An 18,663-nucleotide genomic window follows, 5' to 3' on the forward strand; every position below is an offset into this window, starting at 1 on the left:
TATATCACTGATATTCCAAAACAACAGGCAGACTTAAGATACAGGAGGCTCATTATGGCGAAACGGCAGTCTATGACAGAAAAGGTCCTCGAAGCCTTGCGGGAGGATATCATCAACTGGGTTTATGAGGAAAATGATATGATTACCGAGGCGGAGATTTCAGAAAAGTTCGGCGTCAGCAAGACGCCGTCCCGGGAGGCGCTGAATTACCTCTGTATGGAGGGATTCCTGGACAAGATTCCCAACAAGGGCTATCTGGTCAGAGGGCTTTCAGTGGCGGAGCTGCAGAGCCTGTTTCAGTTCCGCGGAATCCTGGAAAAGGCCTCCGCAGAGCTGGCGATCCAGTACGCGGGGAAAGAGGAGCTGGCACACCTGGAGGCGGAGGTACATAAGCAGATAGCGGCCATGAAGGAGGGCACCTACCGGCAGTACAGCGACATGAATATGCAGTTTCATATGTCGGTCGCCTATCTGTCCCGGAATCCCTATCTGATTTCTACCCTGGAGGGAACCCTGAACAAGCTGCGCCGGGTGCTGGTGCGGGACTGGAAAAGCGCGGATGCGGTGGGGGCGATGGAAGCGCATCTGGAGCTGGTGGAGGCCCTGAAGGAACGGGATGTGGAAAAAGCGAGAGCCTTTGTGGATAAAGAACTGAGCGGTGTGGAATACCGACTGTATTTTCATGACCGGGCGGCAGCGCCCTGGCAGGGGTAAGGAGGAACAAAGAGAATGAAAAAGGTATTATTGCTGGCGACAGGCGGAACCATTGCCTGTACCCATTCAGAGGAGGGGCTGACCCCGGGAATGTCCGGAGACGGAATTCTGGAACTTCTGCCGGAGCTGCGGGAAGGCTTCGCGATCGAAAGCCGGGATATCCTGAATCTGGACAGCTCCAATATTCAGCCGGAGGAATGGCAGTTTATGGCAGAGCAGGTGGCGGAGGCGCTGCCGGATTATGACGGTATCATCATCACCCATGGCACAGATACCATGGCGTATACGGCTTCCGCACTCAGCTATATGCTGCAGAACCTGACGAAGCCGGTGGTGCTGACCGGAGCGCAGATTCCCATCGGCCAGATGTTTACCGATGCCAAGCGGAACCTGCAGACGGCCTTCGCGGCGGTGGACGCAGGTCTGAGCGGGGTAATGGTGGCCTTTGACGATAAGATTATGGGCGGCTGCCGCGCGGTAAAGGTGCGAACCATGGGCTTTGACGCCTTTGAAAGCATTTCCGCGCCCTATATCGGGAAAATCTATGCGGACGGCGTACACCTGGAGCACAGCCGGACGGGAGAAGAGGCGGCGGCTCCCTTTGAGCTGAAAAATAAGCTCTGTACGGACGTATTTCTGATGAAGCTGATTCCGGGAACCAAGCCGGAGATTTTTGACAGCCTGCTGGAGCTGGGGTACCGGGGCGTTGTCATCGAGGCCTTTGGCGCGGGTGGCACCCATTTTGAGCGGCGGAACCTCCTTCCCAAGCTGAAGAAGCTGACGGATCATGGGGTCAGCATTGCGGTGTGCAGCCAGTGTCTCTATGAGAAGAGCGATCTGTCCCTCTATGAGGTGGGACGCAAGCTTCTGGACTGTGGGGTCATTCCGGGCCGTGATATGACCACGGAAGCCATTGTGACGAAAATGATGTGGGCGCTGGGACAGACAGAGGATCCGGAAGAGGTAAAGGAAATCTTTGCGCGGAATTATGCAGGGGAAATTTCAGAATAGCTGATTTAAAAAAATGAAAATAGAAGGAACTGCGAAGCTGCATGAGAAATACAGGTTCACAGTTCCTTCTATTTTTATAAAAAAATCATTGGTTCCTAACGTGGGGCAAATTTGTAGGTAAAGCGGTTGCCCGCATAGTAGGTCTCTGTATATTCGAACAGTTCCCCTGTCTCGATAATACTACGATGGGAAGATTTTAACAGGGCACAGGAGTCCACCTGAAGCAGCTCCTTCTGCCGGTTGGTAGGAAGCAGGGCTGCAAAGCTGTAATCCAGTGCCTGGGGATGTACATGGTAGGTTTCATCCAGATATTCATAGAGGGATCCTTCCAAAGCAGAGACATCAACAGCAGGAAGATATTTGCAGGGAATATAAGTGTGACTTAAAGCAATCCGGATCCCGTCGCTGGTACGAATTCGATGGATATAGTGCAGAAAATCATTTTCATGCAGCTCCAGCTGCTGAGCTACAGACGGAAATTCAGAAGCACGGACTACACGATATTCTACCAGAATGGCACCGGGCTTGGTGTGAATGGAAGCCATATCACGGGAAAAGCTTCCGGGCGAGGCAGCTCCGATGTATTTGGTAACCTGCTGGTCCAGAACGAAGGTTCCTTTTCCGGAGACACGGCGCACAAATCCTTTAGTAACCAGGGTAGTCAGTGCTTTATTGACGGTCATACGGCTGACTACGTATTCTTCACACAGCTGTGCCTCTGTCATAATCTGATCACCAGGGCGAAGTTTTCCTTCCTGAATTTGAGTGATGATATCCTGTGCGATGGCAAGATACCGCGGTGAATTTTTCAATCGTAATCTCCTTGTTTCTATATTTACACATATTTGTATATACTTATGATAGCTGGGGAAATGAAAAAAGTCAAGGGAGATAGAAAAAAGGCAGATATAAATAATGGAAATGGAATAAAAATTATTAAAAGTATATAAAAATAGGATTGACAAGAGGGTAAAAGTATAGTAGCATATAGTAAAATGTATATACATTTATAGGAGGTGCTTATGAAGAACATTGTTTTACTGACACACGGGGAATTTTCCAAGGGAATTGCGCAGTCCTGCAGATTTATTCTCGGTGAAGTTCAGAATTTGAAAGCGCTGAGCATTACCATGGATGAAAACATTGCACAGACGAAGCAAAAACTGAATGATGCGATCGCTTCCTTTGAGAATGATTGGCCGACGATTCTGATTACAGATCTGCCGGGCGGCAGTACCACACAGGCAGCCATTGGAATTATGGCGGAGCATCCGGAGATTTATCTGGTAAGCGGCCTGAATCTGGGATTGCTGGTGTCACTGGTTATGCTGGAACTTACGGATGACAGAGAAGAAAATCTGAGGCAGATTCGTACAGCTTTGGCGGAAGCCAGAGATACGATTATACTGGTCAATGACCAGCAGGCAGAACCCGTATCCATCAGTGATGACGGGGAACTGTAAGATTGGAGGAAAACGATGATTAAAGTATTGCGTGTAGACGATAGACTTCTTCATGGACAGGTAGCCGTGGCATGGACAAACTATTACAAGATTGACACGATTGTAGTGGCAAACGATAAGCTGATTACAGATGCGACCATGCAGATGGCTTTTAAACTGGCCACACCGCCGGAGGTAACACTTTCCATGAAATCTCTGGATGGAGCAGTAGCAGTGATCAACAACCCAAAGCATGCAGCACGTACGATTATGGTAATCTGCAAAGATATGAAGGATGCGGAATATCTGTACGATCGGACAAACGGAGCGATCAAGGATGTATTGTTGGGCGGACTCCGAAGCGGAGAAGGAAAGAAAAAAATTGATATGAATTCTTACATGGATGCAGATGATATCGCTGTGATGGACAGCATGGAGAAAAAAGGGGCTGAGCTTGTGATGCAGGCAGATCCTACATCAAAGCGCCTGACCACAGCAGATATCAGAAAAAGTTTTGCAAGGTAACAGAAACAGAGAGATTCAAAAGAAGGAGTGTAGGTTATGGGTATAATTCATGCAGTACTGCTTGGTATTCTGGGCGGTATCGGTATTTGGGACAGCCGTGTATTCGGAATGTGTATGTTGGATCGGCCATTGGTTCTTGGAGCACTGGTAGGTCTGATTTTGGGAGATTTACAGACAGGTATTATTATTGGAGCTTCTCTGGAGCTGGTTATGATGGGTGTAGTTGGAATTGGTTCCGCCACACCGCCTGACACCGTATCCGGAAGTATTCTTGCTACCGTATTTGCCATCAGTGCCAAGCTGGATGTCAGTGCAGCAGTAGCCCTGGCACTGCCCATTGCAACCTTAGGACAGCTGGTAGGTATTCTTTGTAGAACTGCCAATGGCTACTTCGTACATCAGGCAGATAAGGCAGCAGAAAATGGTGATTATAAAGGAATTGACCGCGCTCTCTGGGGCGGCGCCATTCTGTTCTTTGTTGCTTATTTCCTGCTGGTATTCTGCGGTGCACTGCTTGGGTCTACCGTTATCAGTGCATTTGTTGATAAAATTCCGCAGAGTGTAATCAATGGATTTTCTGTAGCCAGCGGTATGCTTCCGGCACTTGGAATTGCCATTCTGATGCAGCTTCTGTTTAACAAGAAGAATGTAGCTTTCTTCTTCATGGGCTGGGCAATTACAGCACTTCTCGGTGTGAATACCGTAGGAGCAGCTGTCATCGGTACGACAATTGCCTATGTGATTTTCCAGTATGCAGGAAATAAGAAAACAGAAGAAGCAGCTGCTCCTGCAGTATCTGATGATTTGGGAGGTGAACTGTAATGGCAGAGAATATGACGAACACAACGGCTAATGAAGAATCCGTTATGACAAAAGATATCTTTAAGAAAACTTTCTGGCGTTCTTTCCCGTTGCAGGCATGCTTCTGCTATGAAAGAATGCAGAATGTAGGCTTTGCTTATCAGATGGTTCCGGCTCTGAAGAAACTGTATCCGGATAAGAAAGAGGCTTCCGAAGCATTGAAGAGGCATCTGGCTATCTTCAATACCACACCGGCTATTGTATCCTTTATCACAGGTGCAGCAATTGCTATGGAGGAAAAATTCAAGAAGGCCAAGGACGCAGGGGAAGAATGTGATGAGGAATCTATCAATGCAGTAAAAGCAGCACTGATGGGGCCTCTGGCAGGTATTGGTGATTCCTTTTTCTGGGGAACCTTCCGTATTATCGGTGCAGGTATCGGTGCAGGTATCGGTGCCAGCCTGGCAGCACAGGGAAGCATTTTAGGTGCCATTCTGTTCCTCCTTATCTACAATATCCCGCATTTCCTGGTGCGTTATCAGGGACTGCGTATTGGTTATAAGAGCGGTGTAAATTTCCTGGCGGGCCTGTCTCAGGGAGGCGTAATTGCAGCGTTAACCGAGGCCGCAAAGATTCTGGGTCTGGTGGTAGTTGGTTCTATGGCAGCGTCCATGGTATCACTTTCCACACCGCTGGTATTTACAATTTCCGGTGCGGAAATTGTAGTGCAGGATATCTTTGATGCGATTATTACAGGATTCCTGCCGTTGTGTCTGACACTCGGGACTTACAAATTATTACAGAAAGGAATTAAGACAACCACAATTCTCTGGGGTATGATTATCGTAGGAATTATTGGTTCTGTTATTGGTATTTTCTAATGGAAAAGACAAAAATGTATGATTATATTTGTGAAACTCCGGTTGTTCTGAGAGGAATCATTGAGAACAGAAAAGAGATCACAAAGGAATTTGTAGAATATTTTAAGGATAAAAATATTGAGCAGATCTATGTGCTTGGTTCAGGCACCAGTTATCATGCAGGACTTTCTGCCAAGAATTATCTGGAAGAGCTGCTGAACCGGAAGGTGTTCTGCATGTATCCGACACAGTTTGCACGCAGCGAAAAGGTATTCAATAAGAATACGTTGGTGATCGGAATGTCCCAGGGTGGACAAAGCCTTTCTACAGTAGAAGGCCTGGACGCTGCTATTGCAGAAGGACTGTATACAGCAGCAGTGTCTGAAAATCCCACAGCACTTGTTTTTGAGCATGCGGATACGAAAACCCGGATTGAGGTGGGTAATGAAAAGTGCGGAGCAAAAACGAAGGGCTATGCAGGAACTACTGTGACGCTGATGATGATGCTGACGGAGCTGGCTCTGGCCAAGGGCATTACCGATCAGGCTACTGTAGATGCTTATCTGAAAAGAATGAATAAGGTCATCGATAACCTGGGAAATGTGACAAAGGCCGCAACAGAATGGTATGGCAGGATCAAGGAAGAATTCCTCCCGGCTAAGAGAATTATTGTAGTCGGATACGATGGAATGTATGCCGATGTACTGGAGGGAGCCTTAAAGGTTCTGGAAACTGTCCGTCAGGGTGTAACCGGATATGATATTGAAGAATTTTTCCATGGTATCTACAATTCCATTACAGACAGCGCACATATTTTCTATCTGGCTTCCAAGGGAGATTACAAGCCCCGTGTATTAAAGCTGATAGAGATATTGAGCGATTGGACACCCCATAATTACTTCATCGGATCTCCGGAGGGAGTAGAGGAATATAGTGACAAGTATCTGCTCTGTGATTTTGTAGAGGATCCGCTGTTTTCCGCGTGGGAGTATATCATTCCCATGCAGGTAGTTGCATGCCTGGCTCCGCAGGATCTGGGTATCAATCCGGATATTCCGAAAGATCCGAATTTCCACGTACGGATTGGCAGCAAGAAGCTGGATGGAGTACGGGATCATTATCCTGCAGAGAAATAGTAGAAACACTTGATCTTCCTCCCATTCCGTGATAGGATAGCCACATAGGCAATTTTAGAAAATGATAGAGGCGCGGGGCTTCAGGAGTATCGGTTGACATAAGGTCGGAACCAGTCAGCCGGGAAAGGGAAGACCGCCGAAGGGATTCATCCGTTCCGAAGGATGGGTTTCTGGGCTGCCGCAGAATATGCGTCAGACTGTCACAGGACTGTGGAGAGCTATCATAGGTCGAAGGGGAAGTTCGGACCGTGAGTACAGTCGGGAAGTATGTGCTCACGGTCTTTTTTTCGACTGTTTTCGAGGGAAGGAGATTTTAAAAATGGATTATGTACCTGTTATGTATGCTACCTTTTGGGCGTTGGTGCCGCCTGTAGTAGCGATTGTTCTGGCCCTGATTACCAAGGAGGTGTATTCCTCACTGTTTCTTGGCATCCTGGTGGGAGGCCTGTTCTACTCGGGCTTCAGCTTCGAGGGAACGGTGCTTCACATCTTTGAGGATGGAATCGTAGGCGTTCTGTCCGACAGCTACAATGTGGGAATTCTGGTGTTCCTGGTTATCCTGGGAGCCATTGTGTCACTGATGAACCGGGCCGGAGGCTCGGCGGCCTTCGGACGGTGGGCCGGCGAGCATATCAAGACCCGCACCGGCGCGCAGCTGGTGACCGTAGCCCTGGGCGTGCTGATTTTTATCGATGATTATTTTAACTGTCTGACCGTAGGAAGCGTGATGCGTCCCGTGACGGACAAGCACAATATTTCCCGTGCCAAGCTGGCGTACCTCATCGACGCCACGGCGGCTCCGGTCTGCATCATCGCCCCGATTTCATCCTGGGCGGCGGCCGTAACCGGTTTCGTAGAGGGTGAGGACGGACTGGCGCTTTTTGTCAGCGCGATTCCCTATAATTTCTACGCGATTCTGACTATCGTTATGATGATTACGATAGCAATTCTGAACATTGATTTCGGTTCCATGAAGGTCCATGAGGACAACGCAAAGAAGGGCGACCTGTTTACTACGCCGGACAGACCTTACGGCAACGCAGAAGGCCTGGATAACGTGGGAAATGGTTCCGTAAAAGATTTGCTGATTCCGATTCTTTCCCTGATCATCTGCTGCGTCATCGGCATGATTTACACCGGCGGCTTCTTTGACGGCGCGGACTTCGTGACCGCCTTCTCCAACAGCGACGCGTCCATCGGTCTGGCCATCGGAAGTGCTTTCGCCCTGGTCATCACGATTCTGCTGTATGTGAGCCGTAAGGTCCTGGGCTTCAAGGAGTGCATGAACTGCATTCCCGAGGGCTTCAAGGCCATGGTTCCGGCTATCATGATTCTGACCTTCGCCTGGACCCTGAAGGCCATGACAGACAGCCTGGGCGCCGCGGAGTTCGTGGCTAATCTGATTAAGAGCAGCTCTCAGGGTATGGTTGCTCTGCTTCCGGCTATTATTTTCTTGGTTGGATGCTTCCTGGCTTTTGCCACCGGAACCTCCTGGGGAACCTTTGGTATCCTGATTCCGATTGTGGTAGACGCGTTCCAGACCACCCATCCGGCGTTGATGACCGTGGCCATCTCTGCCTGCATGGCGGGCGCTGTCTGCGGCGACCACTGCTCCCCGATTTCCGATACGACCATTATGGCGTCTGCGGGAGCCCAGTGTAACCATGTAAACCATGTGTCCACCCAGCTTCCCTATGCGGTCAGTGTAGCAGTGATTTCCTTTATTACCTATATTGTGGCAGGATTTACCCAGTCTGCGCTGATTTCTCTGCCGGTAGGAATCATATTGCTGCTCGCTTATCTGTTATTTATGAAAAAACGGGCGAAATAATGCAAAAAGGAAGAAAAAATAGCGGAAAAACAGTTGATTATTTCAGAAAGACTGCTATAATGCTTGTGTAGGTTATGTGAAATCAAATAAGAAGCAGCTGGTGCCGTTAAAAAACGGAGAATAGGGAAGCAGGTGAGAGACCTGCGCGATCTCGTCACTGTATGCAGGAGCGGCTTATCATACGTCACTGAGCCATCGGGAAGACGATAAGCAGCGCTTGTACTGTAAGCCAGGAGACCTGCCAGACTGCGGCGCATGGAGTCGAAAGATTCCGGATCACGAGGATTGATAGTGCCAGATGGGGTATAGACACAGCTGTTCCGCACAGCGCTGTTTTGCGTGGATGGGCGAACAGATGTAAAGCTGACGACTGAAAATCCGACGATCCACAGGAACGTCGGATTTTTTAGCAGATTCCTTCTGATCTTATGAATTTCATTTAACTGAAAAATTTTTGCAGGAGGAAAAGAAAATGAAAAAGAAACTTGTAACACTGTTATGTGTAACAACTCTGACAGCATCCATGCTGGCAGGCTGCGGCAGCAAGGCTGAGACGCCGGCTGCAGACACTACTACTACGGAAGAGACCACAGACGCTGCAGAGGAGACTGCAGACGACGCGGACGCAGATCAGGCTGCAGCTGACAACGTAGCAGCCCTGATTGACAAGATCTATGTGCAGGAGAGAACAGAGACCACAGACGCTGACTGTAAGGCAGCCAAGGAAGCATGGGACGCTCTGACAGACGCTCAGAAGGAGCTGGTAGAGGGCGAGAACGCTGACCCGGATTACTTCGGACGCGACACCGGAGACGCTTCCAAGGATGATCCGAGAAACCAGGACGAGATCGGCGAGAACGAGCTGCTGGTAGTAAGCTTTGGTACTTCCTTCAATGACAGCCGTGTAGCTGATATCAAGGGTATCGAGGACGCTCTGGCAGAGGCAAATCCGGACTGGTCCGTAAGACGTGCCTTTACCGCGCAGATCATCATCAACCATATCCAGGCCCGCGACGGCGAGGCAATTGACAACATGGATCAGGCTCTGGATCGCGCAGTTGCCAACGGCGTAAAGAACCTGGTTGTACAGCCGACCCATCTGATGCACGGCGCTGAGTACGACGAGCTGATGGAGGCGGTAGACGCATACAAGGATAAATTTGAGTCTGTAAAGGTAGCTGAGCCGCTTCTGGGCGAGGTTGGAGCAGACGCTTCCGCTGTAAATACAGATAAGAAGGCTGTTGCTGAGGCTATTACTGCTGAGGCTGTAAAGACGGCTGGTTTTGATACTCTGGATGCAGCAAAGGAAGATGGCGTTGCATTCGTATTTATGGGACATGGTACTTCCCATAACGCAAAGGTGTCCTACAGCCAGATGCAGGCACAGATGAAGGATCTGGGATATGAGAACGTATTTATCGGAACCGTAGAGGGCAAGCCGGAGGAGACCGCATGCGAGAATGTGATCGCAGCTGTATCTGAGGCTGGTTACACCAAGGTTGTACTTCGTCCGCTGATGGTAGTTGCAGGCGACCATGCAAACAACGACATGGCAGGCGACGATGACGATTCCTGGAAGAGCATGTTCAACGCATCCGGTAAGTTCGAGAGCGTAGACTGCCAGATCGCAGGTCTGGGCGAGATCGAGGCAATCCAGAATCTCTATGTTGCTCATACCGCAGAGGCTATGAAATAAGTAAGGATAAAGGACAAGAAAAGAAATGAAGAAGAAAATCATCGCGTTAATGGGAATGGCAGTTATAAGCTGCGCACTGCTGATGGGCTGCGGCAGCAAGGCGGAGACGCCGGCTGCAGAGACTACCACAGAGGCGGAAAGCTCCGATGAGGAAACTGCCAAGACAGAAGAAACGGCGGAGCCGGAAAAGGCTGATTCAGAAGAAGCTGCAGCTGTGACACTGGAGGACGGCGTTTACACAGCAGATTTCAATACAGACAGCAGTATGTTCCATGTAAATGAATTTTACGAGGGAAAGGGAACGCTGACCGTAAAAGACGGACAGATGACCATTCATGTGGTTATGCCTTCCAAGAACATTGTGAATCTGTATGAAGGTCTGGCAGAGGACGCCCAGAAGGATGGCGCAGAGCTTCTGCAGCCGACCGTAGAGACTGTAGATTTCGGCGATGGTACAGAGCCGGAGGAGGCCAATGCCTTCGATGTACCGGTACCGGCACTGGACGAGGAATTCGATCTGGCGCTGATCGGAACCAAGGGCGTATGGTATGACCATAAGGTCAGCGTATCCAATCCGGAGCTTCTTCAGGACTAATACGCGAAACGCAGAATAAATGTAACTGTTCAGGGGATTGAACTGTTACGAATAAGTAAAATGCAGGGGCTGTTGTGGAATGTGCAGAACGTTTTGCGGCAGCCCCCTTGTTCAAATAAGATTCGAGGGGTAAAGCTATGACAATCGATGAATTACAGCTGGCAGACGGGAATTACACAGTAGAAGTGACTATGGAGGGCGGCAGTGGCCGGGCCACCATTGAATCGCCCACCGCGTTGTCCGTAGAGGACGGACAGGCAACCGCACAGATTACCTGGAGCAGCAATCATTACGATTATATGATCGTGGGCGGCGAGAAATATCTTCCGGTGAGTACAGAGGAACATTCTGTCTTTGAGATTCCGGTAGATGTGTTTGACGAGGAGATCGATGTGATTGGTGATACCACGGCCATGAGTACGCCCCATGAGGTAGAATATACGCTGACCTTTGCGTCGAATTCTATCAAGGGAGAGAACGGCGGCAGCACGGGTGGATCGGGTTCCACCACGGCGGCAGCAGGTATCGTGATTATCGTAGTAGCGGCAGCGATTGCAGCGACTGTAATGCGGAAAAAGAGGAATACGAAAGCATGAAAAAGAAACTGATGGCACTTTTTCTGTGCCTGGCTATGTGTCTGGGACTTACGGCCTGTGGAGCAGGCGGTTCCGGCACGGCAGAGAACAGCACGGATATCAGTGACGAGCTGACCTATACAGACAGCACAAAGCTGGAATACGCGCAGAAATTTACTATCGACAATTATGAGGGCGGCTACGCGCTGATTACCGTCGCGGATGACGGACGTTTCCTGGTGGTTCCGGAAGGAAAAGAAGCGCCGGCAGATCTGGCGAAGGATATCACCGTGTTACAGCAGCCCATTCAGAATATATATCTGGTGGCTTCAGCAGTTATGGACATGTTCGTGTCTCTGGACGCCCTGGACACCATCAGATTCAGCGGCACCAAGACGGAGGGCTGGTATATCGACGCGGCGAAGGCGGCCATGGAGAACGGCGACATTCTCTATGCAGGCAAATATTCCGCGCCGGATTATGAGCAGATTTTGGCCCAGAACTGTGGTCTGGCCATCGAGAATACCATGATTTCCCACACGCCGGAGGTACAGGAACAGCTGGAAAAGTTTGGAATTCCAGTGCTGGTGGATCACTCCAGTTATGAGCCGAATCCCCTGGGACGGACCGAGTGGGTGAAGCTCTACGGCCTTCTGACCGGCCATGAGGAGGAAGCCGAGGCGGCCTTTGCCAAAGAGGCGGACGCCTTCGAGGCCATCAGTGGCGAGGCGGCCACGGGTAAGACGGTGGCATTTTTCTATATCACCAGCAACGGCGAGGCCAACGTGCGGAAATCTGCCGACTATCTGCCGAAAATGATTGAGCTGGCTGGCGGCACTTACATTTTCCGGGATCTGGGAGATGAGGATGACGCCACGTCCACCCTGTCCATGCAGATGGAGGAGTTTTATGCAGGAGCGAAGGACGCGGATTACATCATTTACAACAGCACCATAGAGGGACAGCTTTCCTCGGTGGATGAGCTTCTGGCCAAGAGCCCCCTGCTTCAGAAATTCAAGGCGGTGCAGGAGGGGCATGTGTACTGTACGACCAAGAACCTGTATCAGTCCACTATGGAGCTGGGCACAATCACGTCGGATATTCACCGGATGCTGGAGGGGGACGACGGAGATTTGACTTATCTTTACAAGTTAAACTGATACGATTCGGAGCGCAAAGAGAAGGCTCCGGAAAGTATGCGCCGGATAACAGAGACACGGTAGCTGTGGGGATTCGCACAGTGACAGAAGGGAACGAGAACGATGCGTGACACAACAGGAGGCAGAAATGCCCGAAACAAAGGAAGATACTGGGCGGCATTTCTGATACTGGCCCTGCTGGTGCTGGTTTTTCTGATTCTTAGCATCTGCATTGGAACCGTAAATATTCCGCTTTCGGAGATTCCAAGGATACTGGGCAAAAATGGAGGCGACGATACCTATACGGATATCGTCATGGGTATCCGATTTCCCCGGGCGGCTGCTGCTGGCATCCTGGGCGGCGGCCTGGCCCTGTCCGGTTATCTGCTGCAGACCTTCTTCCATAACCCGATTGCGGGCCCATTTACCCTGGGAATCTCTTCCGGCGCGAAGCTGGTGGTAGCTCTGGTGATGGTGGCGGCCCTGGGAAATGCTTTTGTTTTAAGCTCCTGGGTCATGATCATCGCGGCCTTTGTGGGAGCCATGATCTGTATGGGCTTCGTGATTCTCATGTCGAAGGTGATGGATCAGATGTCTATGCTCATCGTCAGCGGCGTCATGATCGGCTATATCTGTTCTGCAGTGACGGACTTTGTCGTAACCTTCGCTGACGATGCGGACATCGTCAATCTGCACAATTGGTCCAAGGGAAGCTTTTCCGGCATGACCTGGGACAATGTGCTGATTATGGCCATCGTGGTGGGTATCACGGCTATCTGCGTCTTTCTCATGTCGAAGCCCATCAGTGCTTACCAGATGGGCGAGGCCTACGCGAAAAATATGGGTCTGAACGTGCAGGTGTTCCGGATTCTGCTGGTGCTGTTGTCCAGTGTTCTGTCCGCCTGCGTGACGGCCTTTGCAGGCCCGGTATCCTTCGTGGGAATCGCGGTGCCCCACCTGGTCAAGAATTTATTCGGGACAGCGAAGCCCATCCTGATGATACCGGCCTGTTTCCTGGGCGGGGCGGCTTTCTGTCTGTTCTGCGATCTACTGGCCCGGACCATGTTTGCCCCCACCGAATTGTCCATCAGTACGGTGACAGCAGTATTTGGCGCGCCGGTGGTCATCTATATTATGATTCACAGAAAGAAGGAGAGGGCTGAGTAGCATATGGATACCTATTATTTCTACACGGAAGGACTGACTGTCGGCTACCACGGCGTTCCCCTGATCAAAGACATCCGAATCAGCCTGAAAAAGGGTGAAATCCTGACTCTCATCGGCCCCAACGGCGCGGGCAAGACTACGATTCTGAAAAGTATCATCCGACAGCTGGCGCCCTTAGGCGGCGTGGCGGTGCTGGACGGCAAGGCTATGGGGGATTTGAGCGGCAAGGAACTGTCTCAGAAGCTTTCTGTAGTGCTGACCGAGCGCATCCATCCGGAAATGATGACCTGCCGGGACGTGGTGTCCACAGGCCGTTATCCCTATACGGGCAAGTTTGGCGTACTTTCCGGGGAGGACTGGGCCGTGGTGGACGAGGCCATGGATTTGGTGCATATCCATGAGCTGGCAGATCGGGATTATACGAAGACCAGCGACGGCCAGAAGCAGCGGGTCATGCTGGCTCGGGCGCTCTGCCAGCAGCCGGATATTATTGTGCTGGACGAGCCCACTTCATTTCTGGATATCCGTTACAAACTGGAATTCCTTTCCATTATTCAAAATATGTCACGGACAAGAAATCTGTCTGTCATCATGTCCTTACATGAACTGGATCTGGCAGGCCGTATCTCGGATAAAATTGCCTGCGTGCGGGGCGATAAGGTGGATCGGTTCGGGACGCCGGAGGAGATTTTCACCGAAGGGTATATTCCGAAGCTGTATGGCATGACCGTGGGAACCTACGACGAGCTGACCGGCGACCTGGAGCTCCCGGCTGTGGATGGGGAGCCGCGGGTCTTTGTTATCGCCGGAAATGGCACGGGCACGGCGGTATTCCGAAAGCTTCAGCGGGAGCGAATCCCCTTTGCAGCCGGGATCTTGTGGGAAAATGATTTGGATTATCCGTCGGCGAAGGCGCTGGCAGTGCAGACGGTGAGGGTATCGGCTTTTCGGACGATCGGAGAAGAGCAGATCGCGGAGGCGAAACGGCTTATAGATGGCTGTGAACGGGCGATTTGTACCGTGAAACTTCCTGAGACAGGCGCAGAGGCCGGGATGGCAGCAGGACTGTGCGAGCTTAAGGAGTATGCGGCACGGCAGGGTAAATTAGAAGGAATATAGTAGAAAGTCAAAAGAGAACGTGGAAAGTGATAACCTCGGTTTTGCTGCAGAATCAGTGGAGAGAGGGCTTACGGACCACGTTTTTTTGTGGGTGCAAGTATAAAGCTTTCATAATATAGAACAGACTTTTCGCAGAAAAGCAAATTCATTGTCGAATCGTTACGAAATTTGCCGGATGGAAATAATTTACAAAAACATTACAATATGCTATTCTTTAACTATCAGATTAATCTTTTGTATCACAGGGTGCTTCTTCCCAATGATCCCATGATTTTTTTGACAAACAAGCTTCAAAAGCCCGTGCAAAATTCATTGCTCATCGGGTGTCTACACCTACAGAAGATAAGGAGGTTGAAAGTTCCGACCAATACAGCTAAAATAAAGGAGGATATGGCGTGACATATCAGGAGTTTTGCAGCAGTTTTCTGACCCGGCTTACGGAAAAGAAGGATCTGGGAGTGAAGCCCGGCGAGATTCAGTTTTACCCGGAAGGCCTTTCAGATGGAGATGAGGGGTACGACGAGCGGTTTGTAAGGGAGACGAATCTGCGGTACAATCAGACGGAATCCGACGTGCTGATCGGCGATTATGTGACGGTTACCAAAACAAAAAGCGAGAAGCTCTCACAGGTTTCCCGGTTTTCCCTGGAAGAGCTTTATGACCGGCAGGAGGAAGAGGGCTGGGACAGCGTCTGGCGCTATGTGCAGGGCAGCATAAAAGCGGCAGGTGAGATGCTGGAGACCGGCGTGCTGGAACAGATGCAGAATTATGAGCTGATCAGGGACAAGCTGCTGATTCGGCCCATCTATTTCAGCGACTGCAGACGGGAGCTCAAGGAGTATGTGTATGAGCGGTACGGTGACGTGGCTCTGGTACTCTATCTGACCGTGTATGACGGTGAAAATGGCCTGGGGACCATAAAGGTTCCCCGAACGACCGTGGATGGCTGGAGGCTGCCCAGAAAGCGCGTCTGGAAGGACGCCATGCTGAACACCTACGTGACGGCACCGCCGCGCCTGTATCTGGATCCCATGGATTGTGTGGGCGCTCCCTATGAAAAGGGAGAATTCATGTCGGAAAATAGTGGAATTCAGATGCTCAGTCCGGAGCGGGCGCCGCTTCTGACCACCACCCGGAAGCTGAACGGAGCCATCGCCATGTTTTATCCGGGTGTGAAGGAACGGCTGGCCAAGCTGTCGGGAGGAAGCTATTATGTGGCGTTTACCAGTGTCCACGAGGCCTGCATTCATCCGGCCGGGAGTATTCTTCCCATCCGGATTTTGCGGAGCCTGAAGCATCTGAACCGCACCTGCGGCGAAGAGGAGCGACTGTCCCAGAAGGTGTTCTTCTATAATGCGGAGAATGGGAGCTTTAAGACAGTCGAATTTTAAAAATGTGGTTTTATAGAACAGCTCTTTTTATGGGAAATAATGAGGTACCGATATGGCGGAGAAGACGACGCTTTCTGCAAATGAGGCCTGGAAACGGCTTCTGGAGAAATACCCTATCGCAGAAGAGGTGGAAAAAAACGGTGTATACAGAATCAAGGCGGACCAGATCCGGGAATTCCGGGAGCCCCGCCTGATGGCCAAATGGGACAGCTCCGACGCATTGCCGGACGCCCTTCGGAAGCAGAAGCTGAATCTTTTGCCGGATAGCAGGACTTCCTATGTGATGGGAGAGTTCCTGCTGTATGAGCCGATTCCGGAGCTTCATGAGCATGTGGCCCGGATGACCCATGTGGACATGCCGGAGTACGAGTCCATCGATGTCAATAACATCAGTTCAGAGGCCAACGCCATTCATGCGCTGACTCTGTCCGGGATTCTCGATGATTTTCTGGGGGACGGGCGAAATGACGCTACCTTTAATGGCCGCATGGGGACGGGCATTTTTGACTTCCGGGTTCATACGGTGCGGGGCGCGGCGCAGCAGATTCATGTGGAAAATGCCCAGTGCGAGATCGACGGCGGCTTTGAAAACGCCCGTTCCGTGGTGATTATGGAAGCCAAAAATGTGGTGCATTCCGATTTCCATGTGCGGCAGCTTTACTATCCGTACCGGCTGTGGCGGACGCGGGTGAAGAAGCCCATCCGGCTGGTTTTTTCTGTGTATTCCAATCTGATTTATCGACTGTTTGAGTACCGGTTTGCGGATCCGGAGGATTACTCGTCCATCGAGCTGGTGCAGGCGAAAAATTATTCCCTGCAGGATACGCGGATCAGTCTGCGTGAACTCCGGGAGGTGCGGGAGCAGACAGTTATCCGGACAGACGATGACATGGATGATACGTCGGTTCCGTTTATCCAGGCCAACTCCATGGAGCGTATTATTTCTCTGTTGGAGAATCTGTACGGCAATCCCATGACGCCGGGGCAAATTGCGGAGCTGATGGATTTCGACCTGCGGCAGTCAGATTATTATTATAATGCGGGGCGGTATCTGGGACTCTTCGAGAAGGAAAATGCGGACGGTCAGGTGCTGGTGCGGCTGACCGGGCTCGGCGAGAGGGTCTTTCGGATGAATTACAAGCCCCGACAGCTGAAGCTGGTGGAGCTGATGCTGGAGCACCGGATTTTCGCGGAATTTTTTGACATGGGCGCTAAGACGGGCCGGTATCCGGATAAGAAGGTCATCGGGCGGCGGATGCGGGAATTGCATGTCTGCAGCGAAGGGCAGATCGCCCGGCGGGCCAGCTCGGTGGAGCGGTGGTTGGAGTGGATTTTTAATCTGACCAGGCTGTAGGAGAGAACACAGGAGATTAGTTTTGACGGACTGCATATATGCGGCATAGCAGCGGCGCCTGGCGGAGGAGAACGGTTAATACAGTCCCACCAAAATATCCAGATACTCCTGCCCCAGCTCCGGCAAAATCGTGCGGCTGGGCTTGATCCAGCCGTATTCGGCCATCAGATCGCAGTCTTTGATGGGGATAATCCAGGTGGAGGGTTCCTCATGGTAGCGACGGAAGGCCTGGGACGCGGCGGCGAGATCGAGGTGGAGCTTTTAGGCGTGCGGCCGGGTAACGGACCGGTGGACGCGGACGCGCTGAAGGCGTTTACAGAGCATACGGTGGATGTCATTGAAACCTGGTATCAGGATCCGATTGATTTTGCGGCTTATTCTACCGATAGTAATGTGCCGCTTTCACTGGGAATCGTGGCGAATACGGTAGGAACCGTGAGAGGCGCGCTGGCGCATACGCGGGAAGAGTGGATTGAGCTTTCCAGTCTGGAAAATGGACTTCAGATTGCGTTGGCGTTGATGCTGGATTATGTAGAGGTATAATAGAACGGACGAAGCTCCGGCCTGGCTGGCCGGAGCTTCTGGTTTATGATAATGCCCGCTCTAATTTCCGGATATTCTGGACTTTTCCGATGACAACGATGATATCCTCCGATTGCAGCTTATAGTCGGGGGAGAGCTCGATGATGGTATTCTGGTCGTGCTCAACGGCAATGATATTCAGGCCGTATTTTTTACGGATATTGATCTCCTGGATGGTTTTTCCTTCGATAAAGCCGCTGACCGGTACCTGCTGGATCTCGATATCGTTGTCCAGGAAAATGAAATCCAGGAAGTTTCCGGACAGGAGCTTCTTGCCCAGACGGATGGCCATATCCCGCTCCGGATAGACCACCTCCGCGCCGATTTTCTCCAGAACAGCGCCCTGATCCTGACTGGTGGCCTTGGAAATCACGTGGGGCACGCCCAGGGAAACCACGTTCAGGGTGGTCAGGATACTGGTATCGATACGGCTGCCGATGCAGACGATGACGGTATCGCAGTTTTGGATTCCCACCTCTGACAGGGTAGCCTTGGAAAGGTTGTCGCAGACAAAGGCGTACTCCGTGTATTGCCGCATAGCCTTGACCTTTTCTTCATTCTGATCAACGACAATGACCTCTTTCCCGGCCTCCGCCAGAGTGATGGCAAGAGCAGTTCCGAAACGGCCCAGGCCGACGATTCCAAAGGTAGAATTTGCATTTTTCTTCATCTTTTTCGCTTCCTCATTTCTATAATGATAGCAGGCAAAAGAGCCTGACAAAACA

The 18,663-nt window shown here is 51.0% G+C and carries 19 protein-coding genes and 2 riboswitches; of the genes, 17 read left to right on the top strand and 2 right to left on the bottom strand.

What is annotated here, in order from left to right; all coding sequences use genetic code 11:
• The first annotated feature begins 54 nt into the window (after nt 1–54).
• On the top strand, nt 55–714 hold the full coding sequence (locus ACESZP_RS04180) for a GntR family transcriptional regulator (RefSeq protein ID WP_441014965.1): 660 nt from the start codon (nt 55–57) through the stop codon (nt 712–714).
• Between the two features lie 15 nt (nt 715–729).
• The gene (locus ACESZP_RS04185) at nt 730–1,725 is read left to right on the top strand and encodes an asparaginase (RefSeq protein ID WP_158361825.1); all 996 of its coding nucleotides are present in this window, start codon (nt 730–732) and stop codon (nt 1,723–1,725) included.
• A 95-nt stretch (nt 1,726–1,820) separates the two neighbouring features.
• Here the strand turns inward: ACESZP_RS04185 and ACESZP_RS04190 are convergent, their stop codons facing one another.
• Nucleotides 1,821–2,537: a GntR family transcriptional regulator gene (locus ACESZP_RS04190; protein WP_178039726.1), complete on the bottom strand. Its 717-nt coding sequence runs from the start codon at nt 2,535–2,537 to the stop codon at nt 1,821–1,823.
• A gap of 210 nt (nt 2,538–2,747) precedes the next feature.
• On the opposite strand from ACESZP_RS04190, the gene ACESZP_RS04195 reads away from it, so the two are divergent.
• The 15 genes from ACESZP_RS04195 to ACESZP_RS04265 all read left to right on the top strand — a co-directional run bounded on the left by ACESZP_RS04195 (nt 2,748) and on the right by ACESZP_RS04265 (nt 17,899).
• Complete coding sequence (locus ACESZP_RS04195; RefSeq protein WP_178039725.1) at nt 2,748–3,188, top strand: PTS sugar transporter subunit IIA domain-containing protein; 441 nt, start codon at nt 2,748–2,750, stop codon at nt 3,186–3,188.
• Nucleotides 3,189–3,203: 15 nt separating this feature from the next.
• Entirely contained in the window at nt 3,204–3,692 is a 489-nt protein-coding gene (locus ACESZP_RS04200; RefSeq protein WP_158361822.1) for a PTS sugar transporter subunit IIB, read from the top strand.
• A 36-nt stretch (nt 3,693–3,728) separates the two neighbouring features.
• Nucleotides 3,729–4,514 carry a PTS mannose/fructose/sorbose/N-acetylgalactosamine transporter subunit IIC gene (locus tag ACESZP_RS04205; RefSeq protein ID WP_499708117.1) on the top strand — a complete coding sequence of 262 codons (786 nt, stop codon included), beginning with the start codon at nt 3,729–3,731 and terminating at the stop codon, nt 4,512–4,514.
• Complete coding sequence (locus tag ACESZP_RS04210) at nt 4,514–5,374, top strand: PTS system mannose/fructose/sorbose family transporter subunit IID (RefSeq protein WP_499708118.1); 861 nt, start codon at nt 4,514–4,516, stop codon at nt 5,372–5,374. The genes ACESZP_RS04205 and ACESZP_RS04210 overlap by 1 nt, the downstream gene beginning before the upstream one ends.
• Nucleotides 5,375–5,388: 14 nt before the next feature.
• A complete protein-coding gene (locus ACESZP_RS04215) occupies nt 5,389–6,489 on the top strand; it encodes an SIS domain-containing protein (RefSeq protein ID WP_440320672.1) in 1,101 nt (366 codons plus the stop codon).
• A 57-nt stretch (nt 6,490–6,546) separates the two neighbouring features.
• A riboswitch (Lysine riboswitch) is annotated at nt 6,547–6,718 on the top strand.
• 90 nt (nt 6,719–6,808) lie between these two features.
• A complete protein-coding gene (locus ACESZP_RS04220) occupies nt 6,809–8,320 on the top strand; it encodes a Na+/H+ antiporter NhaC family protein (protein ID WP_158361820.1) in 1,512 nt (503 codons plus the stop codon).
• 82 nt (nt 8,321–8,402) lie between these two features.
• A riboswitch (cobalamin riboswitch) is annotated at nt 8,403–8,580 on the top strand.
• A gap of 212 nt (nt 8,581–8,792) precedes the next feature.
• Complete coding sequence (locus tag ACESZP_RS04225; protein WP_499708119.1) at nt 8,793–10,016, top strand: sirohydrochlorin cobaltochelatase; 1,224 nt, start codon at nt 8,793–8,795, stop codon at nt 10,014–10,016.
• A 25-nt stretch (nt 10,017–10,041) separates the two neighbouring features.
• Complete coding sequence (locus ACESZP_RS04230; protein WP_441014973.1) at nt 10,042–10,611, top strand: hypothetical protein; 570 nt, start codon at nt 10,042–10,044, stop codon at nt 10,609–10,611.
• Nucleotides 10,612–10,748: 137 nt separating this feature from the next.
• On the top strand, nt 10,749–11,207 hold the full coding sequence (locus tag ACESZP_RS04235) for a hypothetical protein (RefSeq protein WP_499708120.1): 459 nt from the start codon (nt 10,749–10,751) through the stop codon (nt 11,205–11,207).
• Nucleotides 11,204–12,346 carry an ABC transporter substrate-binding protein gene (locus tag ACESZP_RS04240; RefSeq protein WP_499708121.1) on the top strand — a complete coding sequence of 381 codons (1,143 nt, stop codon included), beginning with the start codon at nt 11,204–11,206 and terminating at the stop codon, nt 12,344–12,346. The genes ACESZP_RS04235 and ACESZP_RS04240 overlap by 4 nt, the downstream gene beginning before the upstream one ends.
• Nucleotides 12,347–12,448: 102 nt before the next feature.
• Nucleotides 12,449–13,492 (top strand): FecCD family ABC transporter permease, encoded by a 1,044-nt coding sequence (locus tag ACESZP_RS04245; RefSeq protein ID WP_499708122.1) that lies wholly within the window; start codon nt 12,449–12,451, stop codon nt 13,490–13,492.
• A 3-nt stretch (nt 13,493–13,495) separates the two neighbouring features.
• The gene (locus ACESZP_RS04250; protein ID WP_499708123.1) at nt 13,496–14,611 is read left to right on the top strand and encodes an ABC transporter ATP-binding protein; all 1,116 of its coding nucleotides are present in this window, start codon (nt 13,496–13,498) and stop codon (nt 14,609–14,611) included.
• A 395-nt stretch (nt 14,612–15,006) separates the two neighbouring features.
• Nucleotides 15,007–16,002 carry a DUF5688 family protein gene (locus tag ACESZP_RS04255; protein WP_499708124.1) on the top strand — a complete coding sequence of 332 codons (996 nt, stop codon included), beginning with the start codon at nt 15,007–15,009 and terminating at the stop codon, nt 16,000–16,002.
• Nucleotides 16,003–16,054: 52 nt separating this feature from the next.
• Nucleotides 16,055–17,356, top strand: a complete 1,302-nt coding sequence (locus ACESZP_RS04260) for a type II restriction enzyme (protein ID WP_499708125.1) — start codon at nt 16,055–16,057, stop codon at nt 17,354–17,356.
• A gap of 210 nt (nt 17,357–17,566) precedes the next feature.
• Nucleotides 17,567–17,899: a hypothetical protein gene (locus ACESZP_RS04265; RefSeq protein WP_178039713.1), complete on the top strand. Its 333-nt coding sequence runs from the start codon at nt 17,567–17,569 to the stop codon at nt 17,897–17,899.
• 43 nt (nt 17,900–17,942) lie between these two features.
• Here the strand turns inward: ACESZP_RS04265 and ACESZP_RS04270 are convergent, their stop codons facing one another.
• A complete protein-coding gene (locus ACESZP_RS04270; protein ID WP_499708126.1) occupies nt 17,943–18,659 on the bottom strand; it encodes a potassium channel family protein in 717 nt (238 codons plus the stop codon).
• Between the last annotated feature and the right edge of the window lie 4 nt (nt 18,660–18,663).

The organism is Candidatus Dorea massiliensis AP6 (assembly GCF_964245105.1).
In the GTDB taxonomy this organism is placed as follows: Bacteria; Bacillota; Clostridia; order Lachnospirales; family Lachnospiraceae; genus Laedolimicola; species Laedolimicola intestinihominis.

Coding starts and splice junctions, on each gene's coding strand:
- ACESZP_RS04265 (WP_178039713.1), top strand. CDS start 17,567: ATGGTAGCGACGGAAGGCCTGGGACGCGGCGGCGAGATCGAGGTGGAG.
- ACESZP_RS04205 (WP_499708117.1), top strand. CDS start 3,729: ATGGGTATAATTCATGCAGTACTGCTTGGTATTCTGGGCGGTATCGGT.
- ACESZP_RS04210 (WP_499708118.1), top strand. CDS start 4,514: ATGGCAGAGAATATGACGAACACAACGGCTAATGAAGAATCCGTTATG.
- ACESZP_RS04195 (WP_178039725.1), top strand. CDS start 2,748: ATGAAGAACATTGTTTTACTGACACACGGGGAATTTTCCAAGGGAATT.
- ACESZP_RS04250 (WP_499708123.1), top strand. CDS start 13,496: ATGGATACCTATTATTTCTACACGGAAGGACTGACTGTCGGCTACCAC.
- ACESZP_RS04230 (WP_441014973.1), top strand. CDS start 10,042: ATGAAGAAGAAAATCATCGCGTTAATGGGAATGGCAGTTATAAGCTGC.
- ACESZP_RS04240 (WP_499708121.1), top strand. CDS start 11,204: ATGAAAAAGAAACTGATGGCACTTTTTCTGTGCCTGGCTATGTGTCTG.
- ACESZP_RS04235 (WP_499708120.1), top strand. CDS start 10,749: ATGACAATCGATGAATTACAGCTGGCAGACGGGAATTACACAGTAGAA.
- ACESZP_RS04180 (WP_441014965.1), top strand. CDS start 55: ATGGCGAAACGGCAGTCTATGACAGAAAAGGTCCTCGAAGCCTTGCGG.
- ACESZP_RS04245 (WP_499708122.1), top strand. CDS start 12,449: ATGCGTGACACAACAGGAGGCAGAAATGCCCGAAACAAAGGAAGATAC.
- ACESZP_RS04185 (WP_158361825.1), top strand. CDS start 730: ATGAAAAAGGTATTATTGCTGGCGACAGGCGGAACCATTGCCTGTACC.
- ACESZP_RS04215 (WP_440320672.1), top strand. CDS start 5,389: ATGTATGATTATATTTGTGAAACTCCGGTTGTTCTGAGAGGAATCATT.
- ACESZP_RS04260 (WP_499708125.1), top strand. CDS start 16,055: ATGGCGGAGAAGACGACGCTTTCTGCAAATGAGGCCTGGAAACGGCTT.
- ACESZP_RS04200 (WP_158361822.1), top strand. CDS start 3,204: ATGATTAAAGTATTGCGTGTAGACGATAGACTTCTTCATGGACAGGTA.
- ACESZP_RS04220 (WP_158361820.1), top strand. CDS start 6,809: ATGGATTATGTACCTGTTATGTATGCTACCTTTTGGGCGTTGGTGCCG.
- ACESZP_RS04225 (WP_499708119.1), top strand. CDS start 8,793: ATGAAAAAGAAACTTGTAACACTGTTATGTGTAACAACTCTGACAGCA.